Annotated in this window: 22 protein-coding genes and 2 tRNA genes; 6 read left to right on the plus strand and 18 right to left on the minus strand. The window is 60.7% G+C overall.

Annotation, left to right across the window (positions count from 1 at the left end):
- Positions 1–114 precede the first annotated feature (114 nt).
- Together rlmB and rnr are read right to left on the minus strand one after the other, a co-directional pair.
- On the minus strand, positions 115–870 hold the full coding sequence (rlmB, locus tag FFI16_RS24020) for a 23S rRNA (guanosine(2251)-2'-O)-methyltransferase RlmB (RefSeq protein ID WP_056860521.1): 756 nt from the start codon (positions 868–870) through the stop codon (positions 115–117).
- Positions 867–3,506, minus strand: coding sequence for a ribonuclease R (gene rnr, locus FFI16_RS24025; protein WP_138817105.1), 2,640 nt, complete (start codon positions 3,504–3,506; stop codon positions 867–869). Before rnr ends, rlmB begins: the two co-directional genes overlap by 4 nt.
- A gap of 224 nt (positions 3,507–3,730) precedes the next feature.
- Here rnr and FFI16_RS24030 point away from each other — a divergent pair.
- The 4 genes from FFI16_RS24030 (at position 3,731) to FFI16_RS24045 (ending at position 6,780) form a co-directional block, all read left to right on the plus strand.
- Positions 3,731–3,817, plus strand: a tRNA-Leu gene (locus FFI16_RS24030).
- A gap of 153 nt (positions 3,818–3,970) precedes the next feature.
- Positions 3,971–4,057, plus strand: a tRNA-Leu gene (locus FFI16_RS24035).
- 144 nt (positions 4,058–4,201) lie between these two features.
- Complete coding sequence (locus FFI16_RS24040) at positions 4,202–5,227, plus strand: iron ABC transporter substrate-binding protein (protein WP_138817106.1); 1,026 nt, start codon at positions 4,202–4,204, stop codon at positions 5,225–5,227.
- Positions 5,227–6,780 (plus strand): iron ABC transporter permease, encoded by a 1,554-nt coding sequence (locus FFI16_RS24045; RefSeq protein ID WP_138817107.1) that lies wholly within the window; start codon positions 5,227–5,229, stop codon positions 6,778–6,780. Before FFI16_RS24040 ends, FFI16_RS24045 begins: the two co-directional genes overlap by 1 nt.
- Positions 6,781–6,888: 108 nt before the next feature.
- Here the strand turns inward: FFI16_RS24045 and FFI16_RS24050 are convergent, their stop codons facing one another.
- The 12 genes from FFI16_RS24050 to FFI16_RS24105 form a co-directional block, all read right to left on the minus strand.
- Complete coding sequence (locus FFI16_RS24050) at positions 6,889–8,823, minus strand: methyl-accepting chemotaxis protein (RefSeq protein ID WP_138817108.1); 1,935 nt, start codon at positions 8,821–8,823, stop codon at positions 6,889–6,891.
- 140 nt (positions 8,824–8,963) lie between these two features.
- Positions 8,964–10,253: an adenylosuccinate synthase gene (locus FFI16_RS24055; protein ID WP_138817109.1), complete on the minus strand. Its 1,290-nt coding sequence runs from the start codon at positions 10,251–10,253 to the stop codon at positions 8,964–8,966.
- Between the two features lie 54 nt (positions 10,254–10,307).
- Positions 10,308–11,495, minus strand: a complete 1,188-nt coding sequence (locus FFI16_RS24060) for an ATP phosphoribosyltransferase regulatory subunit (protein ID WP_138817110.1) — start codon at positions 11,493–11,495, stop codon at positions 10,308–10,310.
- A 292-nt stretch (positions 11,496–11,787) separates the two neighbouring features.
- A complete protein-coding gene (hflC, locus tag FFI16_RS24065; protein WP_017138460.1) occupies positions 11,788–12,654 on the minus strand; it encodes a protease modulator HflC in 867 nt (288 codons plus the stop codon).
- A complete protein-coding gene (hflK, locus tag FFI16_RS24070; RefSeq protein ID WP_138817111.1) occupies positions 12,654–13,832 on the minus strand; it encodes an FtsH protease activity modulator HflK in 1,179 nt (392 codons plus the stop codon). Before hflK ends, hflC begins: the two co-directional genes overlap by 1 nt.
- A gap of 96 nt (positions 13,833–13,928) precedes the next feature.
- Positions 13,929–15,230, minus strand: a complete 1,302-nt coding sequence (hflX, locus tag FFI16_RS24075) for a ribosome rescue GTPase HflX (RefSeq protein WP_017138462.1) — start codon at positions 15,228–15,230, stop codon at positions 13,929–13,931.
- Positions 15,231–15,242: 12 nt separating this feature from the next.
- The gene (gene hfq, locus FFI16_RS24080) at positions 15,243–15,503 is read right to left on the minus strand and encodes an RNA chaperone Hfq (RefSeq protein ID WP_003188059.1); all 261 of its coding nucleotides are present in this window, start codon (positions 15,501–15,503) and stop codon (positions 15,243–15,245) included.
- 93 nt (positions 15,504–15,596) lie between these two features.
- Positions 15,597–16,568, minus strand: coding sequence for a tRNA (adenosine(37)-N6)-dimethylallyltransferase MiaA (miaA, locus tag FFI16_RS24085; RefSeq protein ID WP_138817112.1), 972 nt, complete (start codon positions 16,566–16,568; stop codon positions 15,597–15,599).
- A complete protein-coding gene (gene mutL, locus FFI16_RS24090) occupies positions 16,568–18,481 on the minus strand; it encodes a DNA mismatch repair endonuclease MutL (RefSeq protein ID WP_056860528.1) in 1,914 nt (637 codons plus the stop codon). The genes miaA and mutL overlap by 1 nt, the downstream gene beginning before the upstream one ends.
- Positions 18,481–19,902 carry an N-acetylmuramoyl-L-alanine amidase gene (locus FFI16_RS24095; RefSeq protein ID WP_138817113.1) on the minus strand — a complete coding sequence of 474 codons (1,422 nt, stop codon included), beginning with the start codon at positions 19,900–19,902 and terminating at the stop codon, positions 18,481–18,483. The genes mutL and FFI16_RS24095 overlap by 1 nt, the downstream gene beginning before the upstream one ends.
- A 17-nt stretch (positions 19,903–19,919) precedes the next feature.
- Entirely contained in the window at positions 19,920–20,390 is a 471-nt protein-coding gene (gene tsaE, locus FFI16_RS24100) for a tRNA (adenosine(37)-N6)-threonylcarbamoyltransferase complex ATPase subunit type 1 TsaE (RefSeq protein ID WP_138817114.1), read from the minus strand.
- Entirely contained in the window at positions 20,378–21,238 is an 861-nt protein-coding gene (locus FFI16_RS24105) for an NAD(P)H-hydrate dehydratase (protein ID WP_138817115.1), read from the minus strand. The genes tsaE and FFI16_RS24105 overlap by 13 nt, the downstream gene beginning before the upstream one ends.
- A gap of 63 nt (positions 21,239–21,301) precedes the next feature.
- Here FFI16_RS24105 and queG point away from each other — a divergent pair, with 63 nt between their 5' ends.
- Positions 21,302–22,366, plus strand: a complete 1,065-nt coding sequence (gene queG, locus FFI16_RS24110) for a tRNA epoxyqueuosine(34) reductase QueG (protein ID WP_138817116.1) — start codon at positions 21,302–21,304, stop codon at positions 22,364–22,366.
- Here queG and FFI16_RS24115 read toward each other — a convergent pair.
- Positions 22,363–22,980, minus strand: a complete 618-nt coding sequence (locus FFI16_RS24115) for a trimeric intracellular cation channel family protein (RefSeq protein WP_169986743.1) — start codon at positions 22,978–22,980, stop codon at positions 22,363–22,365. The two genes, queG and FFI16_RS24115, sit on opposite strands and share 4 nt — an antisense overlap.
- Before the next feature lie 181 nt (positions 22,981–23,161).
- Complete coding sequence (gene orn / locus FFI16_RS24120; protein ID WP_138817117.1) at positions 23,162–23,704, minus strand: oligoribonuclease; 543 nt, start codon at positions 23,702–23,704, stop codon at positions 23,162–23,164.
- Positions 23,705–23,811: 107 nt separating this feature from the next.
- On the opposite strand from orn, the gene rsgA reads away from it, so the two are divergent.
- Positions 23,812–24,843, plus strand: coding sequence for a small ribosomal subunit biogenesis GTPase RsgA (rsgA, locus tag FFI16_RS24125; protein ID WP_003171340.1), 1,032 nt, complete (start codon positions 23,812–23,814; stop codon positions 24,841–24,843).
- Positions 24,844–24,892: 49 nt separating this feature from the next.
- Here the strand turns inward: rsgA and motB are convergent, their stop codons facing one another.
- Together motB and motA are read right to left on the minus strand one after the other, a co-directional pair.
- Positions 24,893–25,918 (minus strand): flagellar motor protein MotB, encoded by a 1,026-nt coding sequence (motB, locus tag FFI16_RS24130; RefSeq protein WP_138817118.1) that lies wholly within the window; start codon positions 25,916–25,918, stop codon positions 24,893–24,895.
- A gap of 3 nt (positions 25,919–25,921) precedes the next feature.
- Positions 25,922–26,773 carry a flagellar motor stator protein MotA gene (motA, locus tag FFI16_RS24135; RefSeq protein WP_003217532.1) on the minus strand — a complete coding sequence of 284 codons (852 nt, stop codon included), beginning with the start codon at positions 26,771–26,773 and terminating at the stop codon, positions 25,922–25,924.
- Positions 26,774–26,884: the final 111 nt, after the last annotated feature.

The following is a 26,884-nucleotide window of genomic DNA, read 5'->3' on the forward strand; positions in this document are numbered from 1 at the left end:
TGTGGGAGCTGGCTTGCCTGCGATGACAATGGCACAGGCAACATCTCTGCTGACTGACACACCGCCATCGCGGGCAAGCCCGGCTCCCACAGGGTCTTGCGTGGCTCTTAAGCCTTATTTCTTGGCTTTGGCCTTGACGCCACGCTGGCGCTGGGCTTCAAACAGGCACACGCCGGTGGCAACCGACACGTTGAGGCTGCTGACGCTACCGGCCATCGGGAGTTTCACCAGGTAATCGCAATGCTCACGAGTCAGGCGACGCATGCCTTTGCCTTCGGCACCCATGATCAGGATGGTCGGGCCGGTGAGGTCCTGGTCATAAATGCTGACCTCGGCCTCGCCCGCCGTGCCAACGACCCACAGGCCGCGCTGCTGGAGTTTCTCCAGGGTGCGCGCCAGGTTGGTCACGGCCACCAGTGGAATCACTTCCGCCGCGCCGCACGCGACTTTACGCACGACCGGCGTCAGGGTTGCCGACTTGTCTTTAGGCACGATCACCGCCAGCGCACCGGCAGCATCGGCCGAACGCAGGCAAGCGCCGAGGTTGTGCGGGTCGGTCACGCCGTCCAGCACCAGCAGCAGCGGTGCGCCTTCGGTACGGTCGAGCAGTTCGTCGAGCATCGCTTCGCCCCAGACCTGGCTCGGGCTTACGTCCGCAACCACGCCTTGGTGAACGCCTTCAACCCACACGTCCATCTCACGGCGCTCGGCCTGACCGATAGCGACCTTGTTTTGCGTGGCCAGCTCGACCAGCGCTTGTACGCGCGGCTCGCTGCGGCCTTCGGCCAACCACACCTGCTTGACGCGTTTAGGGTGATGACGCAGCAGTGCTTCTACGGCGTGTACGCCGTAGATTTTTTCCAGACTCATGACTTGGCCTTAGGTTTGCGCGACCCGCCGCTTTTCGCTGGGGCCGAACCCGCTTTAGGCGGGCCTTTACGGTGTTTACTCGGTTTGCTCGACGGCTTTTCCGCCCCGTGGGACTTTCCCCCAGACGCCGCTTTACCACCGCTTTTGGCTTCGTTGAGCAACTGCTGCTTCAACTCACGGCTCTTGCGCACTTCAGCGTTTTTCGCCGCAGCATCGCTCGGGCGGTAGGCCTCGGGGGCCTTTTCCTTGGTGGACGAACGACGACCGGCCTTGGCTGGCGCAGGCTCGGCGGCAGCAGCTGCTTTCGCAGGCGCGCCCTTGCCTTTGCTGGCGGGCGCAGTCGGTTCGCTGCCACGCTTTTTACGGCCTGTCGGTGTTTCGCTCGGCTTGTCGGGCATGCCGAAGTCGATCTTGCGCTCGTCGAGGTCGACGCGCATGACCTGCACTTCCACGGTGTCGCCCAAACGGAAGCTGCGACCGGTGCGCTCGCCCGCCAGGCGGTGATGCACAGGGTCAAAGTGGTAGTAGTCGCCCGGCAGCGCAGTGACGTGCACCAGGCCTTCGACGTAGATGTCGGTCAGCTCGACGAACAGGCCAAAACCGGTCACGGCAGTGATCACACCTGGGAACGACTCGCCCACGCGGTCTTTCATGAACTCGCACTTGAGCCAGTTCACGACGTCACGGGTAGCTTCGTCGGCGCGGCGCTCGCTCATCGAGCACTGCTCGCCCAGCTGTTCCAAAGCCGCTTCGTCGTACGGATAGATCCGTGCCTTCGGAATGGTCATGGCACCGGCGCGCTTGACGTGCGGGGTGTTCTGCTTGGAGTGGATCACACTGCGAATCGCCCGGTGCGTGAGCAGGTCCGGGTAACGACGAATCGGCGACGTGAAGTGGGTGTACGCCTCGTAATTCAGGCCGAAGTGGCCTTGGTTATCGGCGCTGTACACCGCCTGGCTCAGGGAGCGCAACATCACGGTCTGGATCACGTGGTAATCCGGACGGTCCTTGATGCTGGCCAGCAATACCTGGTAATCCTTCGGCGTCGGGCCGTCCTTGCCTTTGTGCAGGGACAGGCCAAGCTCACCGAGGAAAGCGCGCAGCTTTTCCAAACGCTCCGGCGGCGGGCCGTCGTGCACACGGTACAGGGCAGGAATTTCGTGCTTTTTGAGGAATTCTGCGGTGGCCACGTTGGCCGCCAGCATGCATTCCTCGATCAGCTTGTGCGCATCGTTGCGCGTCGTCGGCGTAATGGCCGCGATCTTGCGCTCGGAACCGAACACAATCCGGGTTTCCTGGGTTTCAAAGTCGATGGCGCCACGTACATGACGTGCGCCCAGCAACACCTTGTACAGCGCGTAAAGCTGCTTGAGGTGCGGCACGACGTCGGCGTATTCGCCACGCAGCGCCTTGGCCTCGCTGGTCTTCGGTGCTTCCAGAATGGTGCTGACCTTGTTGTAGGTCAGGCGCGCCTGGGAGTGGATCACCGCTTCGTAGAACTGGTAGTCGGTCATTTCGCCGGTTTTGGAGATGGTCATCTCGCAGACCATGGCCAAACGGTCGACTTTCGGGTTCAGGGAGCACAGGCCGTTGGACAGCTGCTCAGGCAGCATCGGGATCACGCGCTCAGGGAAATACACGGAGTTGCCGCGCACCTGGGCTTCGTTATCCAGGGCCGAACCGATCTTCACGTAGCTGGACACGTCGGCAATCGCGACGAACAACTTCCAGCCGCCGGAGAACAGGCGCAGCTTGCCAGGCTTGGCTTCGCAATAGACCGCATCGTCGAAGTCGCGGGCATCTTCGCCGTCGATGGTGACGAACGGCAGATGGCGCAGGTCGATGCGTTTTTCTTTGTCTTTCTCTTCCACTTCCGGCTTGAGCTTGGCGGCTTCTTTGAGCACCGCCTGCGGCCAGACGTGAGGAATATCGTAGGTGCGCAGCGCAACGTCGATTTCCATGCCCGGCGCCATGTAGTTGCCGACCACTTCAACAATATCGCCCTGTGGCTGGAAGCGCGCCGTTGGCCAGTGGGTGATTTTCACCTCGACGAACTGGCCGACCTTGGCGGCGCCATTGCGACCCGGGGTGATCAGCACTTCCTGCTGCACCTTCGGGTTATCCGGCACCACAAAGCCGATACCGCCTTCTTCGAAGTAACGACCGACGATGGACTCGTGGGCACGGGACACCACTTCGACGATCACGCCTTCACGGCGACCACGACGGTCCAGGCCCGACACGCGAGCCAGGGCACGGTCGCCGTCGAATACCAGGCGCATTTGCGCCGGGCTCATGAACAGGTCGTCGCTGCCGTCATCCGGGATCAGGAAGCCGAAGCCATCCCGATGGCCGGCGATGCGGCCCAGGATCAGGTCAAGCTTATCCACAGGCGCATAGGTGCCACGGCGGGTGTAGATCAGTTGAGCATCGCGCTCCATGGCACGCAAACGGCGGCGCAGGGCTTCGAGCTGGTCTTCGGTGGTCAGACCGAATTCTTCAACCAACTGCTCGCGGCTAGCAGGCGAACCACGATCGGCGAGATGCGCCAGGATCAGTTCGCGGCTAGGAATAGGGTTTTCATATTTTTCCGCTTCACGAGCGGCCTCGGGATCGAGGGACTGCCAATCGGCCATTAGAGAGTTTTCACCTTGTCTATATGCGGGTTAGTTTGGCATACGCGTATTGAAACGGGAAATTTCAGGTATCAACAAGCGTTTAAAAGGCCTTTGCCGCCCTCGGAAAGCACCTTGCATGACCATTGGCGAAATTTTCCAGGCTTTTTTCATGGCAGGGCTTTACAGCTCAAAATCGCCTCCGTATAGTGCGCGCCATCGACGACGGCAACGTTGTTGATGCTGCCCAGGTGGTGAAATTGGTAGACACGCCAGCTTCAGGTGCTGGTGATCGCAAGGTCGTGGAAGTTCGAGTCTTCTCCTGGGCACCAAATTCAGATTAAACCCGCGAAAGCGGGTTTTTTCGTTTCAGGCCTCTGATTTTTAACAAGAATATTGAATTATATTTTTGATATCAGGGGTTTACAGATTAAAAAGCGCTCCGTATAGTTCGCTCCATCAACAGCGCAAGCGTTGTTGATAATGCCCAGGTGGTGAAATTGGTAGACACGCCAGCTTCAGGTGCTGGTGATCGCAAGGTCGTGGAAGTTCGAGTCTTCTCCTGGGCACCAAATTCAGATCAAACCCGCGAAAGCGGGTTTTTTCGTTTCCGGGGTTTGAAAACCTCAGCGCTGATTTCCCCCTCGTCCGCACATGAGAAGTTTTATCGTTTATCCTTGCAATGATTTGTTGCATACAAGCGAGGAACACTTCGGATGATGATCCGCGATAACCGTCTCAAGACATCCCTTCTGCGTGGCCTGACCCTCACCCTGCTCGGCCTGACCCTGCTCTCGCCCACCGCCTATTGCGCCGACAAGGTGTCCCTGACGCTGTACAACGGCCAGCACAAAGAAGTCGGCGATGAACTCGCCAAGGCCTTCGAAGCCAAGACCGGTATTCACGTCAACGTGCGTAAAGGCAGCAGCAACCAGCTCGCCAGCCAGGTCGTGGAAGAAGGCGAGCGCTCGCCTGCCGATGTGATCTACACCGAAGAATCGCCACCACTGAACAAACTCGGCGAGCAAGGCTTGCTGGCCAAAATTGATGCGAGCACGCTGGACGTGTTGCCCAAGGATTACGTGGGCAGCAACGGTGACTGGATGGGCGTAACCGCTCGCACCCGCGTCGTGGCCTTCAACCCCAAACTGATCGCCGAAAAAGACCTGCCCAAATCGGTACTCGATTTTGCTGGCCCCGAGTGGCAAGGCAAAGTCGGCTTTGTGCCCACCAGCGGCGCATTCCAGGAGCAAGCGGTAGCCATCATCAAATTGCACGGGCGCGAAGCCGCGGAAGAATGGCTGACCGGCCTGCGCGCCTTCGGCAAGGTGTACAGCAACAATATGGTCGCCCTCAAAGCCGTCGAAAACGGCGAAGTGGCCACCGTGCTGGTGAACAACTACTACTGGTTCGCCCTGAAGAAAGAAAAAACCAACCTGGATTCGCAGCTGCATTACTTCACCGATGGCGATGTGGGCGGCCTGATCACCGTGTCCTCGGCGGCGGCACTGAAATCCAGCAAGCACCCCAAAGAAGCCCAGCAACTGCTGGCGTTCATGGCCAGTGAAGAAGGCCAGCGCGTGATCACCAACACCTCGGCCGAATACCCGCTGCGCAAGGGCATGCAATCCAATCGTGGCCTCAAGCCGTTCAGCGAGCTGCAACCGCCGAAAGTCACCCCGGCAGACCTTGGCAACGCCGAAGAAGCCCTGGACCTGGAACGTGACGTTGGCTTGAACTGATGAACCCATCGCTTTCCGCCGCCGGGTTCATACCCCGGCGCAAACGCCCGTCGATTTGGCTGCTGCTGCCCGTACTGTTTCTGGTGGGCTTGAGCCTGCTGCCGCTGGTGTATGTCGGCACCAAGGCCTGGCAGGCGGGCTGGGCGGAGGCGGTGCACCTGCTGTGGCGGCCGTATGTGTTCGGGCTGTTGCGCAACACCTTGGCATTGATGATTGGCGTAACCGTGGCCTGCGGGGTCATCGGCCTCTCGCTGGCCTGGCTACTTGAGCGCAGCAACCTGCCGGGGCGGCGCATCTGGGGCGTGATCCTGTGCCTGCCATTTGCAGTGCCGGCGTTTGTCAGCAGCTTTACCTGGGTGTCGCTGAGCGCCAACTTCGAAGGGCTTGGCGGGGCGATACTGGTGATGACCCTGTCGAAATACCCGCTGGTATTTCTGCCGGTGGCAGCGACCCTGCGCAATCTTGACCCTTCACTGGAAGAGTCGGCGCGTACCTTGGGCCTGAACCGCTGGGGCGTATTTTTTCGCGTCACCCTGCCTTTGCTGTGGCCTTCGCTGCTGGCCGGCGCGCTGTTGATCGCGCTGCATATGCTGGTGGAGTTTGGCGCACTGTCGATTATCGGCCTGCAGACTTTCACCACGGCCATCTATCAACAATTCGAGCTGGAATTCAGCAACGCCAATGCCGCGATGCTTTCGGCGGTATTGCTGGTGATGTGCCTGACGCTGCTGTGGCTGGAACTGCGCGTGCGCGGCAAAGGCCGACATGTGCGCATCGGCCAGGGCACGGCGCGGCATGCTGAACAGGTCAAGCTGGGCAAATGGTCGAGCTTGGGTCAGCTGTATTGCCTGGCGCTGGCGATCATCGGCAGCGGCATTCCGCTGGGTATGCTCGCTTACTGGCTTGCCGTGGGTTCATCGGCGGCATTTCCGGTGGCCGAGATTGGTGAGGCGCTGCTGTCCTCGCTGGCACTGTCATTGGGCGGCGCTGCGCTGTGCCTGGTGCTGGCAGTACCGGTGGGGTTGCTGGTGGTTCGCTACAAAGGCCAGTTGGCGATTTGGGCCGAGCGCCTGCCTTATCTGCTGCATGCCCTGCCAGGGCTGGTGATTGCGCTGACTCTGGTGTATTTCGCCCTGCACTATGTGCCAGCGCTATATCAGACCTCGGCATTGCTGCTGATTGCTTATGCGCTGTTGTTTTTGCCATTGGCCCAGGCACCGATTCGAACTGCCTTGAACAAGGCGGCGCCCCAGTTGGAAGAAGCCGCCCGCACGCTGGGAGCATCGTCGTTCAGCGCCTTTTGCCGGGTCACCTTGCCGATTATTTTCCCGGCCTTGGGGGCGGCGTTCGCGCTGGTGTTTCTGGATGCGATGAAGGAGTTGACGGCGACTTTGCTGCTCAGCCCGACGGGGTTGAATACCCTGGCGACTGCCGTGTGGGCGCATACCTCGAATGTTGAATTTGCGGCGGCGGCGCCGTATGCGGCGTTGTTGATTCTGGTGTCGGGGTTGCCGGTGTACTTGCTCACTACCCGAATGTATTTGAGCCGCTGAGACCGCTATCGCAGGCAAGCCAGCTCCCACATTTGACCGAGTTCCAACTTTGGAATGCAGTTGAATGTGGGAGCTGGCTTGCCTGCGATAACGCCGGTACAGGCAACGCTAAGCCCGAAACTGCCCCAAGCTCGCCTTCAATTGCGCCGCCAACCCATCCAGCACCTTGCCACTGGCCGTGGTTTCCACCACCGCCTGCGCGGCCCGCTCCGCCTGCGCATGGATCACCTCAACCCGCCCACGCACCGCATGGGCGCCCTGGGCTTGATGCTCGGCCGCACGCGTCGCCAAGCCAATCGCCGCATGCACTTGCTCCACCGAAGCCTGCACCGACTGTTGCAAGCGCACACTGTCGCGCAACACCAACAACCCTTCATTCGCCTGGCGCCCGGCTTTGCCGATGGTTTCCACCGCTTCCCGAGCGCCCTGCTGCAACGCCACGATATGCGCCTGGATGTCGCCGGTGGAGCTTTGGGTCTTGCTGGCCAGCGCCCGTACTTCGTCCGCCACCACCGCAAAACCTCGCCCAGTCTCACCCGCACGCGCCGCTTCAATCGCCGCATTCAGGGCCAGCAAGTTGGTCTGCTCGGCAATCCCGTGAATCACCGTCAACACCACTTCGATCTGCTCGCTTTGCTGCGCCAACCGCTCGATCACCTGGGAACCGGCCTGCACTTGCCCCGCCAGCGCCTCGATCAGGCTGCCAACCTCCGCCGAGGTCCGCGAGTTTTCATCCGTGGCCTGGCGGATATCCACCACCTGCTGCAACGCCGCCTGCATCGCATGGCTTTCGGCCTGGGCCTCATCGGCCATCTGCGACAGCGCGCGCAGGCTTTCAGCAACTTCATCGCGCTGCAACCCGGCCGCCTTGTCAGCCCCGGCATTGCGCAAGGTCATGGCGCCGATTTCGACGCCAGTGCGCTGAGCCACATCGCCCGCCTCACGCACGATCGGCTGCAACTTATCCACAAAGCGATTGACCGCCGAGGCCATGTCGCCGATTTCGTCCTTGCTGTTGATCTGCACACGCTTGGTGAGGTCGCCCTCGCCCGCCGCCAGGTCGTCCATGGCGGCAATCAACAGCTTCAAGCGATTGACCACACGGCGTCCCAGCACGATGGCGATCAGCAGCAATACGCCAAACCCGACAATCGCGAGCCCCATACCGATGCGCCAGCGCAACGCTCCCGCAGCATCCCGTACCGCGCTGCTGGTGTTGGCGGTCATCTGGGTGGCGGTGGCTTGCGCCGATTGCAGGCGCGCGCCCATGGCCGCTGCGCTGTCGGCGGCGGCGCCCTTGAGGCTGTCACCGACCAACTGATCACTGCTGGCGATCAAGGCAGCAAAGCGCTTGTCCAGCGCTGCCAGGTCGGTCTCTACCGCTTTGGTCGAGACGCCCATGCGGACTTTGCCGATCTCGGTGCCGTTGGGGCTGATGGACGCCTCTACGTAGAACACCGAGGGGTCGTTTTTAGCCGCATCCAGAACCTTATCCAAGGCTCGGTCGCCCTTGCCCTTGTCCAGCAGCGCCTGGTTGATCGGGTTTTCGCGATTGAGGTAACGGGTCAGGTGCTCGCCAGCCGCGTCGTCATACACCACGAACAACACGTTGGGATTGCGCTGGGCGCGCCGGGCAAACTCCGACAACGTCGGCACGTCGCTGTCCCACATGGCGCGCGGCGCCACCGAAGCCAGCAGTTGGGCCATGTCATTGGCCGAATCCTGCAGGTCTTTTTCCAGGGTCGCACGCAGTTGCTTCTGCTCCTCTTGCAGGCGCGTGGAAAGCCCTGCGGTCAGACGCTGGCGCGTGCTCGAAGACAGGCTGTCCAGGCTCGAGGTGACTTCCTTGCCGGCTTGCGCCAGCTCGCCAGAGAGTTTCTGGCTGTCGGCACCCAGGCGGCTGCTTAAATCCGCTTCCAACGCCGTCACGGTGCTTCGCGTCAGGGCAACGGCCACCAGCACTTGCACCAAAAGAGCGATACCTAGGGTAACGAACACCGGCCGCAACAGTCGGCTTTGTAACAATGAGAGAACGGCAGACACGGTAAATCCCTCCACCACGGGTGCCATTAATTTGATAGCACCGCGAAAGAAAGAACCATAGCAAGGGTCGTGCCGATTGCCAGCCAGGCACGAAAAAGGGCTCCCGAAGGAGCCCTTTTGCTTTTTACATCAACAGCTTGTTAAGCGAACGGGTGACGCAGAACGATGGTCTCGTTGCGGTCCGGGCCTGTCGAAATAATGTCGATCGGCGCACCGATCAGCTCTTCAACACGCTTGATGTAGGCACGGGCATTGGCCGGCAGCTCTTCAAGGGTCTTGGCGCCCACGGTCGATTCGGTCCAGCCCGGCACTTCTTCGTATACAGGCTGCAGGCCGACGTAGCTGTCAGCGTCGGTCGGTGCAACGTCTTTGCCTTGTGCATCTTTGTAGCCGATGCAGATGTTGATGGCTTCCAGGCCGTCGAGAACGTCCAGCTTGGTCAGGCAGATGCCCGAGATGCTGTTCACATCGATAGCGCGACGCAGGATAACGGCGTCGAACCAGCCACAACGACGGGCACGGCCAGTAGTAGCGCCGAACTCGTGACCTTGCTTGGCCAGGTGCGCGCCGACTTCGTCGAACAGCTCAGTCGGGAACGGGCCCGAACCCACGCGCGTGGTGTAAGCCTTGGTGATGCCCAGGATGTAGTCCAGGAACATCGGGCCAACGCCCGAACCGGTCGCAACGCCACCCGCGGTGGTGTTGGAGCTGGTCACGTACGGGTAGGTGCCGTGGTCGATGTCGAGCAACGAACCCTGGGCGCCTTCGAACATAATGTCTTTGCCGGCGCGACGCAGGTCGTGCAGTTCGGCAGTCACGTCCAGCATCAGCGGCTTGAGCAGCTCAGCGTATTCCTTGCACTCGGCCAGGGTCTTTTCGAACTCGATGGCTGGCTCTTTGTAGTAACCCACCAGCATGAAGTTGTGGTAATCCACCAGTTCACGCAGCTTGTCTTCAAAGCGCGGCATGTTGAGCAGGTCGCCCACACGCAGGCCACGACGTGCAACCTTGTCTTCGTAAGCCGGGCCGATGCCGCGACCGGTTGTACCGATCTTCAGCTCGCCACGCGCCTTTTCACGGGCCTGGTCCAGTGCAACGTGGAAGGATAGGATCAGCGGGCAGGACGGGCTGATACGCAGGCGCTCGCGCACCGGTACGCCTTTCTCTTCCAGCTTGGTGATCTCACGCAGCAGGGCGTCAGGTGCAACCACTACGCCGTTGCCGATCAGGCACTGCACGCCTTCGCGCAGCACGCCCGACGGGATCAGGTGCAAGACGGTTTTTTCGCCATCGATGACCAGGGTGTGGCCAGCGTTGTGGCCACCTTGGTAGCGCACTACGGCGGCAGCATGTTCGGTCAGCAGATCAACGATCTTGCCTTTGCCCTCATCACCCCATTGGGTGCCCAGGACTACGACATTCTTACCCATAACACTTGTCCTCATTCGCGCAAACTTGGTGCCGGCGATGGCCGGCAGGAAAACTCAAGAAGCCAGTGGCGATACTTGCCAAAGCCCGTTCTGCAGAATCAATTGCCGGTCGCAGTCCGCATCACGGGCGGCGGCCAATGGCTGCCCAGGCAAAGCCTGGACAACACGCTGACCCTCACTGCGCAACTGGCAAACCTGCTGCCAGAGTGCTGCGTCCGTACTGTCGGGCATCCAGATGCCACCAGACGGCAGCTCGACCTCAGCACGCCCCAGGGTCACCAGGGTTTTCAAATCGGTAGAAAAGCCGGTCGCCGGACGTGCGCGACCAAAATCAGCGCCGATATCGTCATAACGACCGCCTTGGGCGATGGCCTGGCCAACGCCCGGTACAAACACGGCGAACACCACACCGGTGTGGTAGTGGTAGCCGCGCAACTCACCCAGGTCGAAATACAGCGGCAACTCGGGGAAGCGCGCCGACAACTGCTCGGCAATCGCGAACACATCATCCAGCGCAGCCAATACCGGCGCCGGCGCATTGGCCAGGCGCTCACGGGCAGCCACCAGCACTTCACGGCCACCGCACAGGTTCACCAGGGCGCGCAGCATGTCGGCCAGGTCCGCAGGCACGCCTGCGGTCAGGGCGATCACTTCATCGATAGCCTTGCGCTGCAAGGCATCGAACAACTGTTGCTCCACTTCACCGGACAAACCGGCCGCACGGGCCAGGCCACGGTAGATACCGACGTGGCCCAGGTCCATGTGCACATCCGGCACATCGGCCAGTTGCAGCATGGCCAGCATCAGGCTGATCACTTCAACGTCGCTGCTCGGGCTAGCATCGCCGTATAACTCGGCGCCCAACTGAATCGGGCTGCGCGAAGACGACAACGCGCGCGGCTGAGCATGCAACACGCTGCCGGCGTAGCACAGGCGGCTCGGGCCTTCGCGGCGCAGGGTGTGCGCATCGATGCGCGCCACTTGCGGCGTGATGTCGGCACGGAAACCCATTTGCCGGCCCGATTGCGGGTCAATGACCTTGAAGGTGCGCAGATCCAGGTCCTGGCCCGCGCCGGTCAGCAGGGATTCCAGGTACTCGATATGGGGGGTCACGACAAACTCGTAACCCCAGCTCTGGAACAGATCCAACACCTGGCGACGCGCTACTTCAATGCGCGCAGCTTCTGGTGGCAGTACTTCTTCGATGCCATCTGGCAGCAGCCAGCGGTCTACCGTTGCCATTACGCCATTCCCCTATGATCCGGGCGGCCAGCCCTCGGCCGAGCCTTGAGTGAAGCAGAAAATACCCACGCTTTGCATAATCCACGCGCAAGAGCGACGTGACGAACGGCCTGCCAGCGGCCTCGTCGGGCACTTTCCTCGAAAAACCTGTGGCGCCTGCCGAATCAAACATGCAGACGCAAAAAAGCCGGGAATTTCCCGGCTGCCGCATCATACACCCGTTTTCTGAAAGGATCACCCCGCCAGGCATTTTAGCCGCCCGACGGAGTGCGCCCTAAAGTCACAGGCTTGATTACTTGGACTTTTCCAGGTAGCGGAAGAAGTCGCTGCTTGGGTCCAGCACCATGACGTCGGTTTTGTTCGCGAAGCTTTCACGGTAGGCACGCAGGCTACGGTAGAACGCGTAGAACTCCTGGTCCTGGCCGTAAGCCTTGGCGTAGATCGCCGCAGCTTGGGCATCACCGTCACCACGGGCCTCTTCAGACTCGCGATAGGCCTCTGCCAGCAGTACACGGCGCTGACGGTCGGCATCCGCACGGATACCTTCAGCCAACTCGTTACCTTTGGCGCGATGCTCACGGGCTTCACGCTCACGCTCGGTGCTCATACGCTCGAACACGCTGCGGTTCACTTCCTTCGGCAGATCAATAGCCTTGACCCGAACATCGACTACTTCGATGCCCAGCTCTTTTTCTGCCATCGTGTTCAGCGAACGGGTGATGTCAGCCATCAGCGCATCACGTTCACCGGATACCACCTCATGCAGGGTGCGCTTACCAAACTGGTCACGCAGGCCCGATTCCAGACGGCGCGACAAACGCTCGTCGGCAATCTGCTTGAGGCCGGAGGTCGCGGTGTAGAAGCGCTCGGCATCCTTGACGCGCCACTTGGCGTAGGCGTCAACCATCACGGCTTTCTTTTCCAGGGTCAGGAAGCGCTGTGTCGGTGCATCCAGGGTCATCAGGCGGCCGTCGAACTTGCGCACCTGGTTCACGTAGGGGACTTTCACATGCAGGCCCGGCTGGACATCCGCCTGCACCACACGACCGAATTGCAGCAACACCGCGCGCTCGGTCTGAGACACGATGTAGAAGCAGTTCCAGGCAGCGATGACCACGACGACGCCCACAATCAGGGCGGTCAGCGATTTATTGCTCATCAACGACTCTCCCTGGTACGTGTTTGCTGTTGCAGCAAGTCAGCGGCCGCACGGGCGCTCGCTTCGTTGGCAGCGGCATTCGAGCTGCTGGACGGTGCGCTGGTGCTGCTACGACCACCTTCGATCATCTTGTCCAGCGGCAGGTACAGCAGGTTGTTCTGCCCACCTTTGCTGCCGGTCACGAGAACCTTGCTGGTGTTGCTGAAGACTTCCTGCATGGTGTCCAGGTACAGACGCTCACGCGTGACTTCCGGAGCCTTGCGGTACTCGGCAACCAGTTTGGTAAAGCGGTCCGCCTCACCCTTGGCGCGGGAGACCACTTCGTCGCGGTAACCGTTGGCATCTTCAAGGATGCGCTGGGCCTGACCACGGGCTTCCGGCACGACACCGTTGGCGTAGGTTTCAGCCTGGTTGCGCGAACGCTGCTCGTCTTCACGGGCGCGGATCACGTCATCAAAGGCTTCCTGCACTTCGCGCGGGGCAGCTGCGCTCTGTACGTTCACCTGGGTCACAGTGATGCCGGTGCGATAGGTATCGAGGAACCGTTGCAGGCGCTCCTTGATTTCGCTGGCCATCAATTCACGACCTTCGGTCAGCACCTGGTCCATGGCGGTGGAACCCACCACGTGGCGCAGGGCACTTTCGGTTGCGTGTTGCAGGCTGATTTCCGGCTGATCAACGTTCAGCACGAAGTCCTGCAGGTTGCTGATCTTGTACTGCACGGTCAGCGGCACTTCGACGATGTTCTCGTCTTCGGTCAGCATCTGGCCCTGCTTGGTGTAGGCACGCTCACGCGTGACGTTCTCCATGTACTTCTTGTCGATCGGCGGGAAATAGATGTTCAGGCCTGGCCCGACAGTCTCGTAGTACTTGCCGAAGCGCAGCACCACGGCTTGCTCCTGCTCGTCCACTACGTAAACGGCGCTGTACAGCCAAACGACTGCGAGCACGACAAGTCCCAGGCCCAGCAGGCCGTAGCCGCCGCCCTTGCTTGTGCGACCGCCGTCGTCACCACCACCGCGTTTTTTTCCACCACCGAACAACCCATTCAGGCTTTCCTGCAGCTTTCGGAAGGCCTCGTCGAGATCTGGTGGCCCCTTGCGGTCGCCATTATTGCGGCGTTTACCACCCCAAGGATCCTGATTATTCGAGTTGCCACCCGGCTCATTCCAAGCCATAGCGCTCTCCATCTGATAAAGCAAAGACGCACCCACGGCGCGCCGACCAATGCTACAGAATGCCTGCTACTGCGGCACAACCGCTTTCGGAGGCTTTTATTGCAAAGTGTGTTGTTCGATGAACTCTGTCGGTACCACACCTTCACGGCTGACCAGCCGATTCAGCTCCGAGCGCGGCAATCGAACGGCCAGCAAGCTGACACCTTCTTCGTCGTATTCTTCTTTCTGTACGGCGCCCAGTTCGAAAAACTGTGCACGCAGTCGAGCAAAACGTTGCGGCAAGCGCAAGGTGCCGACAAACAAATCGCTGCCCAGCAACTCGGCAATCGCCTGTTCAAGCAACTCCAGGCCACTGCCATCGCGCGCCGACAGCCAAACCCGCTGGGGCTTGCCGTCTTCATCGCGTTGTATTTGCGGCTCAACGCCCTCAAGCAAATCGAGTTTGTTATAGACCTCGAGGATCGGCAAGTCCTGTGCACCAATCTCGCCCAGCACCACCATCACCTGCTCGATCTGCAGCATGCGATCCGGTTCGGCCGCATCGATCACGTGCAACAGCAGGTCGGAATTGCTCGACTCTTCGAGCGTAGACCGAAACGCTTCGACCAGCTTGTGCGGCAAATGACGAATGAAACCTACGGTATCGGCCAGGACAATCGGCCCCAGGTCGTCGATGTCCAGACGGCGCAAGGTCGGGTCGAGGGTAGCGAACAGTTGGTCGGCCGCGTACACGTCCGATTTCGTCACGTTGTTGAACAGCGTGGATTTGCCGGCGTTGGTATAGCCCACCAGGGATACGGTAGGGATGTCCGCACGCGAGCGGCCACGGCGCGATTGTTCACGCTGGCTGCGTACTTTTTCCAGGCGCCCCTTGATCTGGCGCAGGCGTACCCGCAGCAGACGTCGGTCGGTTTCCAGCTGGGTTTCACCCGGGCCGCGCATACCGATGCCACCACCCTGACGTTCAAGGTGAGTCCAGCCACGCACCAGCCGGGTGCTCATGTGGTCAAGCTGGGCCAGTTCTACCTGGAGCTTGCCTTCATGGGTACGGGCGCGCTGGGCGAAAATATCGAGAATCAGACCGGTGCGGTCGATTACGCGACACTCGAAAACACGTTCGAGGTTACGTTCCTGACTGGGCGTGAGGGTGTGATTGAAGATCACCAGATCGGCTTCTTCGGCGTGAACCAGGTCGCGCAGTTCCTCGACCTTGCCGCTGCCTATCAGGTATTTGGCGGTTGGCCGATGACGCGGTACGTTAAAAAACGCAACGGTCTCGGCGCCGGCCGAATTTGCCAACTCCTGAAACTCCTGCGGATCTTCGCGCGCCTCAGGGTCCTGTCCATCCAAGTGAACGAGGATTACTCGCTCACCACCACCGTGGCGCTCAAAGAACAAAGGAGACTCCTATCAGGCGTTACCTGGCTCAGCGTCACCCTGTTCATCACCTGCTGCGCTAGGCAGACGGATTGGACGAACTGGAACGACTGTCGAGATAGCGTGCTTGTAAACCATCTGGCTGACGGTGTTTTTCAGCAGGATCACGAACTGGTCGAACGACTCGATCGTGCCTTGCAGCTTGATACCGTTGACCAGATAGATGGAAACCCCAACTTTCTCTTTACGTAAAGTATTCAAGTAAGGGTCTTGTAGCGAATGCCCTTTTGACATGTGCCGCACTCCTTTAAGGATCAATAATAAAATTCGGAAAATAGATAGCTTATGGCCGTCACACCCCCAAGGATAGACGGCAATTGCAAGGACTCAGCTCAATATGGAGACCGATCCCAAGTATTTCAAGGCGCGTGACAGATTGTCGCTGTCCAGGCTGTCCAGCCAGTGCAAATCGCTCCAGCTGCGCAGCCAGGTGAACTGGCGCTTCGCCAATTGGCGCGTGGCAATGATGCCGCGTTCCTGCATTTCGGCTGACGTCAGCTTGCCATCCAGATGTTCCCAGACTTGGCGGTAGCCTACAGCACGTATCGAAGGCAACCCGGCATGCAGGTCACCACGGGAACGCAGTGCTACGACCTCGTCCACAAACCCCTGTTCCAACATAATTGTGAATCTTTGTGCAATTCGTTCATGCAACACCTGGCGATCTGCCGGAGCAATGGCCAGATTCGCCACAGTATAGGGCAATTGTGACTGTCCAGATGCGCCTGCATCAGCACTTTGCGCAGTTTGTTTCAGCCTGTGTTCAGTCATGGTCTGGCCGCTCACCCGCCAGACTTCCAGGGCGCGACTGAGGCGCTGGGGGTCATTGGGGTGAATGCGCGCCGCGGAAACCGGGTCAACTGCCGCCAACTGGTCGTGCAGGGCTTGCCAGCCAAGGCGTGCAGCCTCTTCTTCGATTTCGCCGCGCACCTGGGCGTCGGCCGCCGGCATATCCGCCAAGCCTTCCTGCAAAGCCTTGTAATAGAGCATCGTACCGCCCACCAGCAGCGGGATGTTGCCCCGCGCGGTGATTTCGGCCATGGCGGCCAGGGCGTCGGTACGGAAATCGGCGGCGGAATAACTCTCGGCCGGGTCGATGATGTCTATCAACCGGTGCGGATACTGTGCCAACAATTCTTTTGAAGGCTTGGCGGTGCCGATGTCCATGTCCCGGTAAACCAGGGCAGAGTCGACACTGATCAGCTCGCAGGGCAGCACTTTGGTCAGCTCGATGGCCAGGTCGGTCTTGCCGGCGGCCGTAGGGCCCATCAGGAAGATGGCGGGGGGCAAGGCACTCATCAACGGCCGCGCAAGAACAGTTTGTCCAAGTCGTCCAGGCCCATCTGGGTCCAGGTCGGTCGGCCATGGTTGCACTGCCCGCTGCGCTCGGTGTTTTCCATGTCGCGCAGCAAGCCATTCATTTCCGGCAAGGCCAGGCGGCGGTTGGCGCGGATTGCACCGTGGCAGGCCATGGTGCCGAGCAGTTCGTTGATGTGCGCCTGGATGCGGTCACTGGTGCCGTATTCCATCAGGTCGGCCAGCACGTCGGCCACCAGGCGGTTGGCTTCGGCTTGCTTGAGCAAGGCCGGAATCTGGCGGATGGCCAGGGTTTCCGGGCCCAGGCGTTGCAGTTCGAAGCCCAGTTTCTGGAACACACTGTGGTGTTCCTCGGCGCAATCGGCTTCACGCTGGCTCACGGCCAGGGATTCCGGCACCAACAACGGCTGGCCGCTAAGACCTTCACTGGCCATGGCGATCTTCAAGCGCTCGTACATGATCCGTTCGTGTGCAGCATGCATGTCCACCAGCACCAGGCCGTGGGCGTTTTCGGAGAGGATATAAATGCCCTTGAGCTGCGCCAGCGCATAACCCAAAGGCGGAATATCACCGCCGCCCTCAGGCAACGCCACAGCGCCGGGCTCGGCACCCGGCAGCGGTGCAAAAAATTCGCGATAGGCGGCCTGAGCCTCAGCCACCGGCACTGTCGATTGCGGGCGTGGCGTGTATTGGTACTGGTAACCCGCGCCCGAACCGGAACCCGGCGCGGTGTATGAAGGCTGTGGCTGCGGCGATTGCAGCAGGTTGGCGGCCAGGCTCATTTCACCCTGAGGTCCGAATTCGCCGGCCTCCGGACCGCTGGGTCTTACCACCGCCGTCACAATCGGCGCAGACAATTGATCATCCGGGCGCACATCGCCCAAGGCGCGATGCAGCGTGCCATAGAGGAAGTCATGCACCATGCGCCCGTCACGGAAACGCACTTCGTGCTTGGTTGGGTGCACGTTGACGTCGACCACCGAAGGGTCGACCTCAAAGAACAGTACAAATGTCGGATGCCGCCCGTTAAACAGCACATCGCGATACGCCTGGCGCACCGCGTGGGCCACCAGCTTGTCGCGTACCGCACGGCCATTCACAAAGAAATACTGCAAGTCCGCCTGACTACGCGAAAAGGTCGGCAAGCCCACCCAGCCCCACAGCCGCAAGCCATTGCGCTCAATCTCAATCGGCAGCGCCTGCTCCAGGAAGCCTGCGCCGCAAATCGCCGAAACACGCCGAGCGCGCGCAGCGTCGTCATGGGCTTCGTGCAGGCTGAGAATGGTTTTGCCGTTGTGGCGCAAATGGAACGCCACATCAAAGCGCGCCAGGGCCAAACGCTTGATAACTTCTTGCAGGTGATCGAATTCGGTTTTTTCGGCCTTGAGAAACTTGCGGCGCGCGGGCGTGTTGAAAAACAAGTCACGAACTTCAACCGAAGTGCCCACCGGGTGCGCGGCCGGCTGCACACGAGGCGCCATGTCACGGCCTTCGGTTTCCACCTGCCAGGCTTGCTCGGCGCTGCGAGTACGCGAAGTCAGGGTCAGGCGCGCTACGGAACTGATGGACGCCAATGCCTCACCACGAAAACCCAGGCTCATTACCCGCTCAAGGTCTTCGAGGTCGCGAATCTTACTGGTGGCGTGCCGCGCCAGAGCCAGCGGCAGGTCATCCGAGGAGATCCCGCTGCCGTCATCGCGCACCCGCAGCAGCTTGACGCCGCCCTGCTCCACATCGACATCAATGCGCTTGGCACCGGAGTCGATGCTGTTTTCCAGCAACTCCTTGATCACCGACGCCGGGCGCTCAACCACCTCACCCGCGGCAATCTGGTTGGCGAGGCGCGGGCTGAGCAGTTCGATGCGTGAACCGCTATTCAAAACTGATTCGCTCATTACTGCGCCGCCAATTCAGTGCCAGGGATGGTCAACACCTGACCGACTTTCAACTCATCGGTCTTCAGGTTATTGGCGCTGCGCAAGGTAGCGGCCGATACCTGGAAACGCACGGCCAGCATGGCCAGGGTGTCGCCGGGCTGCACGCGATGGTCACGCGGGCCTTGGGCGATTTTGCCGGAATCACGCAGCCAGGCAATGTAGGTGCCCGGCGGCGGGTTCTGCTGGAAGAACTGGCGAATACCGGCGCTGATCGAACGCGCCAGCGCCTGCTGGTGGCTGGAACTGGCCAGTTTCGAGGCTTCGTTGGAGTTGGAGATAAACCCGGTTTCAACCAGGATCGACGGGATATCCGGCGACTTCAACACCATGAACCCGGCCTGCTCCACGCGCTGTTTGTGCAGGGACGTGACGCGACCGATGTTGCTGAGGACTTTCTGGCCGACATTCAAGCTGGAGGTCAGCGAAGCGGTCATCGACAGGTCGAGCAGTACACCGGCGAGCATTTTGTCTTTGTCGTCGAGGGACACGTTGCCGGCCCCGCCGATCAAGTCGGAACGGTTTTCACTGTCGGCCAGCCAGCGTGCGGTTTCGGACGTAGCGCCACGATCCGACAAGGCGAACACCGAGGCACCGAAGGCCGCTGTCGATGGCGCAGCGTCGGCGTGGATCGACACAAACAGGTCGGCGCCCTTCTTGCGGGCGATTTCGGTACGGCCACGCAGTGGGATGAAGTAATCGCCGGTACGGGTCAGCTCGGCACGATAGCCTTTCATGCCATTGACCTGGCGCTGCAGTTCACGGGCAATGGCCAGTACCACGTCTTTCTCGTGCTGGCCGCGCGAACCGGAGGCGCCCGGGTCTTCACCACCGTGGCCGGCGTCGATCACCACAATAATGTCGCGCTTGCCCGCAGGCGCTGGTGGTGGCGGCGGCAACTTGACCTGCGGCTGCGACGGGTTGACCGGCACGGCCGGCACCGTCGCAACACTCGGGGTTGGCGCAGGCGGCGGTGCGGCATCGGCGGGGTTATCGAACAGGTCGACCACCAGCCGGTTGCCGTATTGGGCATTAGGCGCCAGTACGAAGCTTTTCGGGGTCACGGCCTTTTTCAGGTCGATGACCACACGCAGGTCGGTCGGCGTGCGCTGGGCTGAGCGCATCGCGGTGATCGGGGTATTGGCGGTGGAGACTTTCAGCGGCGCGCCGAGGGTGGCGCCGTTGATGTCGATCACCAGGCGATCGGGAGCCGTCAGGGTAAAGACGCTGTGCTGGACCGGGCCAGACAGGTCGAACACCAGTCGCGTGTTATCCGGCGCTCGCCACAGGCGAACACTTTTCACCTGTGAAGCAGCCAGAGCATTGAAAGTCATTGCCGCAAGCAACACCCCTACGACAGCAACCATCGCGCGAAAGCGCATACCTAACCCCACCAATTTTATTTGAATTCCAATGCCAGGGCCGCGCACCAAGACTGGCCGCGCGTACTCTGGGGCAACAACTTCAGCTGACGTCCATGCTCATGCGGCGTAATGGTAATGGTCAGGTCCGGCTTTGGCAAAAAGCCTGTGCCTTTATCTGGCCACTCGATCAGGCACAGTGCGTCTTCATCGAAGTAATCACGGATGCCCACGTACTCCAGTTCTTCGGGGTCGACCAGCCGATACAGGTCGAAGTGGTAGGCGTGAACCTTGCCGATCTCATAGGGTTCGACCAAGGTGAACGTCGGGCTTTTTACCGCGCCCGTGTGGCCCAACCCACGAATAATCCCCCGCGACAGCGTGGTTTTGCCCGCGCCCAGGTCGCCTTCAAGGAAAATCAGCCCCACGCCGGCCGTAACCTGTGCAATACGCTGACCCAACGCGACCATGGCGTCTTCATCAGCCAGAAAAAGGCTTACTTCAGACACGGCGACTGCTCCTCCAGCAATTGACGAATGGCGGGTATCAGGTCGCTGGCGGCCAGGCCGCGACCATAAGTGCCTTGGCGATCCCCCGCCGTGGCGTGCAGCCACACGGCCAGGCAACTTGCCTCATAGGCGGGCATGCCTTGGGCCAGCAATGCACCCACCAAGCCGCTCAGCACATCCCCCAAACCGGCGGTAGCCATCGCCGGGTGGCCTTGGTCACAGCGCGAAACACGGCCATCCGGGCTGGAGATCAAACTGCCAGCACCCTTTAGGATAGCCACTGCATTGAATTTCTGGCTCAAAGCGCGCGCCACGTTAAGGCGATCGGCCTGAACCTCGGCTGTCGTGATGCCCATTAACCGCGCCGCCTCGCCGGGATGCGGCGTGATCACACTGTTAGCCGGCAGGCTTACACCGCCTGCGGCCAACTGGTTCAAGGCGTCGGCATCCCAGACTTGCGGCTGCCGGGCGTTGGCGGCAACCGACAACAAGCTTTTGCCCCAGGACGCTACGCCCAGGCCGGGACCGATAACGATCACCGAGATTTTTTCCAGCAGCCCCATCAACTGATTGGCCGAACTCACACCGACGGTCATGACTTCCGGCAAGCGTGCGAGTGCAGCCGGCACGTGTTCCGGGCGAGTCGCCAACGAAACCATGCCCGCGCCACTGCGCAAGGCGCTTTCGGCGCTGAGCAACGCAGCACCGCCAAAGCCATGGTCGCCGCCGATGACCAGCAAGTGGCCGAACTGGCCTTTATGGGCGTCCGGGGAACGTGCAGCCAGTTGCGGCAAATGGCCGTGCAATAGCGGCTGTACGTCGGTAATTGTGTGTTTTGTCTGCGGCATGCGTCTTCAAGCTCCGATGTCTGGCAGAATTATACGCATCTAACCTGTGGTTTCCCGTGTCTCATGCCCGCAATTACTTCCGATCTGCCCGCCCTCGCCCAATCGATCAAAGACTGGGGCCGCGAGCTGGGTTTTCAACAAGTCGGCATCAGCGGCCTGGACCTGGCCGAGCATGAGCAGCACCTGCAACGCTGGCTCGACGCGGGCTACCACGGCGAGATGGACTATATGGGCGCCCATGGCAGCAAACGCTCGCACCCCGAAGAACTGGTGCCGGGCACCCTGCGCGTGGTCTCGCTGCGCATGGATTATCTGCCAGGCGACACGCAAATGGCGCAGTTGCTGGCCAAGCCAGAAAAAGCCTACATCTCCCGTTACGCCCTGGGCCGTGATTACCACAAGCTGATCCGCAAGCGCGTGCAGCAACTGGCCGACCGTATCCAGGCACAGATCGGCCCGTTTGGCTTTCGCGCCTTTGTCGACAGCGCGCCCGTGCTGGAAAAAGCCATTGCCGAAAAAGCCGGCCTCGGCTGGATCGGCAAAAACACCCTGGTACTCAATCGCAAGGCCGGCAGTTACTTCTTCCTCAGCGAACTGTTTGTCGATTTGCCCTTGCCGGTGGACGCGCCCCACACCACCGAGCATTGCGGCCGCTGCACCGCGTGCCTGGATATCTGCCCCACCAACGCCTTTGTCGGCCCATATGTGCTCGACGCGCGGCGCTGCATTTCCTACCTGACCATCGAACTCAAGAGCGCGATCCCCGAGGACCTGCGCCCACTGATCGGCAATCGGGTGTTCGGCTGCGATGACTGTCAGATCGTTTGCCCGTGGAATCGTTTCGCCCGATCCACGGCCGAAAGCGATTTCAAGCCACGGCACAATCTGGATAACGCAGAACTGGCCGAATTGTTTATGTGGGACGAGGATAAATTCCTCAGCAGCACAGAAGGCTCGCCCCTACGTCGCGCCGGGTATGAGCGCTGGCTGCGCAACCTGGCAGTGGGCCTGGGCAACGCGCCGTCGAGCATCCCGGTGCTCGAAGCCTTGAAAGCACGCCGCGATTACCCGTCGGAGCTGGTGCGCGAACACGTGGAATGGGCGCTGAACCAGCACGCTACGCGCTAGTGCACGTCGTCGTTGTAGACGAACTTGGGCATTTCCCAGTGAAAACGGATCGCCAGCAGGCGTAGCAGAAAGCCGCTGAACAAGGTCAGCAGAATCGCCTGCTCGCTGGGCAGTTGCAGATACAGGCACAGCATGTAGAACCAGGCAGCGAGGAACGACACGCTGGCGTACAGCTCGCGACGGAAGATCAGCGGGATGTCGTTACAGAAGATATCGCGCAGGATGCCGCCGAATACGCCTGTGATCACGCCGCTGACCGAGGCCACCAGCATGCCGTGGCCCATTTCCAACGCTGTCATGCAACCGATCAAGGTAAAGGCCACCAGGCCCAAGGCGTCCAGCGCCAAAAACAGCGAGCGCAGACGGCGCATCAGCGGCGCAATAAAGATCGTCACCAATGCCGCGATGGAGGTCAGCACCAGGTATTCCGGGTGTTTTACCCAGGTCAGCGGGTAATGCCCCAACAGCACATCGCGCACCGAACCACCGCCCAGCGCGGTGACGCAGGCGATCAGCACCACGCCAAACCAGTCCATGCCACGGCGCCCGGCGGACAGCGCGCCGGTCATGGCTTCGGCGGTGATGGCGATGAGGTAGAGCATCAACAGCATGATGGCGATCCTTGCGAATAGGCGCGCATTCTAATCATTGGGTGGTGGCACCAAAAGGGGGCGCATGGCGAAAGACCGTGTCGACAGCATCGCAGGCAAGCCAGCTCCCACACTTTGACCTGTGAATACTTTCAAATGTGGGAGCTGGCTTGCCTGCGATGGGGCCAGAGCAGGCACCAAAGATTCAAGCCTTGATGAAATGCCTGCGGTAATGCTGCAACTCAGCGATCGACTCGCGAATATCATCCAGTGCCAAATGCGTGCTGCCCTTATGGAAGCTGTCCTTGACCTCCGGCGCCCAGCGCGCCGCCAGCTCTTTCAAGGTGGACACATCCAGGTTGCGGTAGTGGAAGTAGCTTTCCAGCCCCTTCATGTGCGTATAAAGGAAGCGACGATCCTGGCAGATGCTGTTGCCACAGATCGGCGACTTGCCCTTGGGCACCCACTTTTCCAGGAAGGCGATGGTTTCAGCTTCGGCCTCAGCCATGCTGATACGGCTGTCGCGCACGCGCTGGGTCAGGCCGGAATTGCCATGGGTGCGGGTGTTCCACTCGTCCATGGTGGCCAGTACGGCATCGCTGTGATGGATGGCGATCACCGGACCTTCAGCCAAGGTGTTGAGGTTGCTGTCGGTGACAATGGTCGCCATCTCGATGATGACGTCGGTGTCGGGGTTCAGACCGGTCATTTCCAGATCGATCCAAATCAGGTTCTGTGGGTTTTGCATGGCTTGATTCTCTTGGCCCTTGGCTTAGCTGCGCAGTTTAGCAGGCGGGGGCGTGCTAGACTCGCGACCGTTTTACCCAACCTTTGCATTATCGACACGGAACACCAATGGCCAAACGCCAGCTCAATCGCCGCCAAAACTGGCGCATCGAAAAGATTCAAGGTGAACGCGCCGCGCGCGCCGCCAAACGTGAATCCTCCGCCGTGGAAGCGCTCGAGGGCGGCGACCTGGGGCCTGAACAAACGGGCCTGGTGATCGCGCACTTTGGTGTGCAGGTCGAAGTCGAGGCGCTCGAAGGCGAACTCGCAGGTTCGGTGTCGCGCTGCCACTTGCGCGCCAACCTGCCTGCGCTGGTCACCGGCGACAAGGTCGTGTGGCGTGCCGGCAACCAGGGCATCGGCGTAATTGTCGCCCAGTTGCCGCGCACCACCGAATTGCGCCGCCCCGACAGCCGTGGCCAGCTCAAGCCGGTGGCGGCCAACGTTGACATGATCGTGATCGTGTTCGCACCGCTGCCCGAGCCGCATGCCAACCTGATCGACCGCTACCTGGTCGCAGCCGAGCACGCCGGCATTCGCCCACTGCTGCTGTTGAACAAATTCGACTTGATCGACGAACAGAACGCCCCAGCGCTCAACGCGTTGCTGGCGGTCTACCGCACGCTGGGTTACCCGGTACTGGAAGTGTCGGCGCATCACGGCAATGGCATGGAACAGCTGCAACAGCAGTTGGACGGGCGCATCAGTGTGTTCGTCGGCCAGTCGGGCGTGGGCAAGTCATCGCTGGTCAACAGCCTGCTGCCGGAAGTCGACACCCGCGTCGGCCCGCTCTCGGAACTGTCCGGCCAGGGCACCCACACCACCACCACTGCGCGGTTGTTCCACTTCCCCGGCGGCGGTGAGCTGATCGACTCCCCAGGCATCCGTGAATTCGGCCTCGGCCACGTCAGCCGCAGCGATGTGGAAGCGGGCTTCATCGAGTTCAACGACCTGATCGGCACCTGCCGCTTCCGCGACTGCAAACACGACCGCGAGCCGGGTTGTGCATTGCTCAAGGCCCTGGAAGATGGGCGTGTGCAGCAGCAGCGAATGAACAGCTATCGGTCGATTATTGCGAGCTTGCCGGAGAGCAGCTACTAAACCGCAGATACAACAAGGCCGCGATTATCGCGGCCTTGTTGTATCTGGACTACGAACCCGGCGCCGGCGCAGGTGCCGTCGGGTCTTTCACCCCGCCGTCATCAAACAGGTTCAGCTTCTGCCGCAACTCATGGGCTGGCAACGGCTCCTGACCTGGCGGAATCGCATTCGGATCGGCCGGCACTTCACCCGGCGCGCCTTCGCCCTGGGTCGGTGCCGCAGGTGGCGGCTGATCACCTTCAATCGCACGCTGGGCTTTTTTAGTCAGCACTACAATATCGATACGGCGGTTGATCGGGTTGAACGGGTCTTTAGGGTCAAACAACTGCGAGGACGCGAACCCCACTACGCGCGCCACTTGCGGGTCGGGATAGCTGCCCGCCACCAGCGCACGCCGGGCGGCGTTGGCGCGGTTGGCCGAAAGCTCCCAGTTGCCGAAGTCGCCCTGGCCCGCATAGGGCTTGGCGTCGGTGTGGCCGCTGATGCTGATCTTGTTTGGCACCGCCTTGATGGTGTCGGCCATGGCCAGCAGGATGTCTTCGAAGTACGGTTTCAAGCGCGCACTGCCGGAGTCGAACATCGGCCGGTTGGCGGCGTCGGTAATCTGGATGCGCAAGCCTTCCGGGGTAATCTCGAAGGAAATCTGGTCCTTGAATTTGAGCAGTTGCGGGTTTTCTTCGACCTTGGTCTGCAGTTCCTGCAGCAGCAACTCCAGGCGTTCTTTCTCGACCTGCTCGGCCATGGTTTCGACGGTTTCGCGCTCGATCGGAATGTTTTCCTGCGGCGACTCGGTTTTGACTTCCGGGTTGATGGTGCGCTCAGGTGCCAGTTGCGGCGAGCCGCCCAGGTCGATCACGAAGGGCGTGCCGCTTTCCGAAAAACCAATCGGGTCTTTGAAGTAACCGGCGATGGCGATCTTCTGCTCGGGCGTGGCGGTCGACATCAGCCACAGCACCAGGAAGAACGCCATCATCGCCGTAGCAAAGTCGGCGAAGGCGATTTTCCAGGCGCCGCCATGGTGCCCCGCAGCGAAGCGCTTGACGCGCTTGATGATTATCGGCTGGTTGTTTTCCATGACTTAGCGACCGCGAACCGCTTGTTCCAGCTCGGCAAAACTTGGGCGATGTTTCGGGTACAGCACCTTGCGCCCGAACTCCACCGCCAGCGATGGCGGCATGCCGGACGCCGAAGCCACCAGGCAGGCCTTGATCGCTTCGTACAGATTCACTTCTTCCTTGGCATCGTGGGCCAGAGACGTGGCCAATGGGCCGAAGAAACCGTAGGCCGCGAGGATACCGAAGAAGGTCCCGACGAGGGCCGCGCCCACGTGCATGCCGATGGCCTTCTGGTCGCCTTCACCCAGGGATGCCATGGTCACCACGATACCGAGTACCGCCGCGACGATACCAAAACCGGGCATGCCGTCAGCGATGCCGGTCACGGCGTGGGAAGGGTGTTCCAGCTCTTCTTTGAGGCTGAACAGCTCCATGTCGAACAGGCCTTCGAGCTCGTGCGGAGCCATGTTGCCGGAGGACATGATGCGCAGGTAATCACAGATATACGCGGTCATGCGCTCATCTTTGAGCACGGCCGGGTACTTGGCGAAAATCGGGCTGGCGGCAGCGTCTTCGATGTCGCCTTCAATGGCCATCATGCCTTCGCGGCGGCTCTTGTTGAGGATCTCGTAGATCAGCCCCAGCACCTCGAGATAAAAGGTATGGGAGAAGCGCGAACTGAACATGCCCAGCGACTTCTTGATCACATGCATGGTCATGTAGCCGGGGTTGGCCTGCAGGAAAGCACCAAACGCGGCGCCGCCGATGATCAGCACTTCGAAGGGCTGGATCAGCGCGGCAATTTTACCGTGGGACAAGACGTACCCACCGAGCACACTTGCGATGACGACGATGATGCCGATAATTTTAGCCATAGGAGATTGGTACTTGCGCCGTCGGGTTCATGGACATAATGGGTGCTGCAGAAAACTCTTGTTCTACTTATCGGCAAAACTGCGCCAGACTATAGCCCGTTAAGGCGAAAA

Origin of the sequence: Pseudomonas sp. KBS0710, assembly GCF_005938045.2 — a bacterium.
Classification (GTDB): Bacteria; Pseudomonadota; Gammaproteobacteria; order Pseudomonadales; family Pseudomonadaceae; genus Aquipseudomonas.